Source organism: Vibrio sp. 10N.222.46.A1, assembly GCF_041473595.1.
Lineage (GTDB): Bacteria > Pseudomonadota > Gammaproteobacteria > Enterobacterales > Vibrionaceae > Vibrio > Vibrio tasmaniensis_A.
On record NZ_JBFRSN010001380.1, the window covers coordinates 1 to 1,222 of the forward strand.

Genomic DNA, 1,222 nt, shown 5'->3' on the forward strand with positions numbered 1-1,222 from the left:
AACAACAAGAATGGATATAAGAAGAATGAATCAGCCACTCATTTCACCAGAACAACTTCAACAACGTTTGCTAGAAGAAGACAACATTGTAATCCTCGACGCCAGTATCGAATTTCAGATCCCAAGTGAGTCAGAAAAGATCAAAGGACAAGTGATACCTAGTGCGATTCGTTTCGATTACGACAAAGACTTTTGTAACAAGCACACTCTGCTCCCTCACATGTTCCCGACCGAAAAACACTTCAATACACGCGCACAAGAAATTGGTATCAATCAAGACAGTACGATCGTGGTTTACGATAACTCAGGAACTTTTGCCTCGCCTCGCGCATGGTGGATGTTTATGGCAATGGGACATAACAACGTTTATATCTTAGATGGCGGTTTACCTGCATGGATAGATGCAGGCTACGTAACAGACACTAACTATAAAACAGAAGTTCAAGCCGGGAATTTTGATGGGAGTATTCAAGACGACTATTTTGTTAATGCTCAACAAATTGAAAGCTATTCCGATAACAAGAACGCGAACATTGTAGATGCGCGTTCTCAAGCTCGCTTCGATTCAGAAGTTCCTGAACCACGTGAAGGCTTACGTAGTGGCCACATCCCAAACTCAGTTTGCTTGCCGTTCGCACAAGTCTTAAATGCAGGTAAATTGAAACCTCAAGAAGAGTTAGTTGACATTTTCTCGACCCTAAACTTACCCCCCTCTCAACCTATGTTCTTTAGCTGTGGCTCAGGTGTGACGGCTTGCATCATTTTATTAGCCGCTAAACTGGCTGGTTATTCAAGTGATATGGGCGTTTACGATGGCTCATGGACTGAATGGGGCGCAAATGAAAAACTACCTATTGCCGTAACTAAAAAGTAATTCAGCTTCGCTTAATGATACTGTTAGAATATACTGCGCATGCATACGGAGCTTACTAAAGGTTATGGCTGAAGCCCATGACACTTAAGCATCTTATTGCTCAATCAGCTAGGCACTTATTAACTCAAGCGTTTAACACGGTTGTAACTTGAAGACGTAGTCACTTGAAGACACCTAGGTAGTGACAGAGTTAACACTACCTATGTGTAGAGCCATCCGATTGCTAACAAAAACTGTGATTAATCATGGGTTAATTGTCAGCACGTTTATGAGTGTTAATATTTCATTCAAGAATCTCTGTTCTTAGCCGTTACACTATTTAATCATTGATATATTCATCTCTGATGT

The 1,222-nt window shown here is 41.2% G+C and carries 1 protein-coding gene; it reads left to right on the forward strand.

The annotated features are described in order from the left end of the window. Nucleotides 1-25: 25 nt before the first annotated feature. Entirely contained in the window at nt 26-874 is an 849-nt protein-coding gene (locus AB4496_RS26760; protein ID WP_009845552.1) for a sulfurtransferase, read from the forward strand. Nucleotides 875-1,222: the final 348 nt, after the last annotated feature.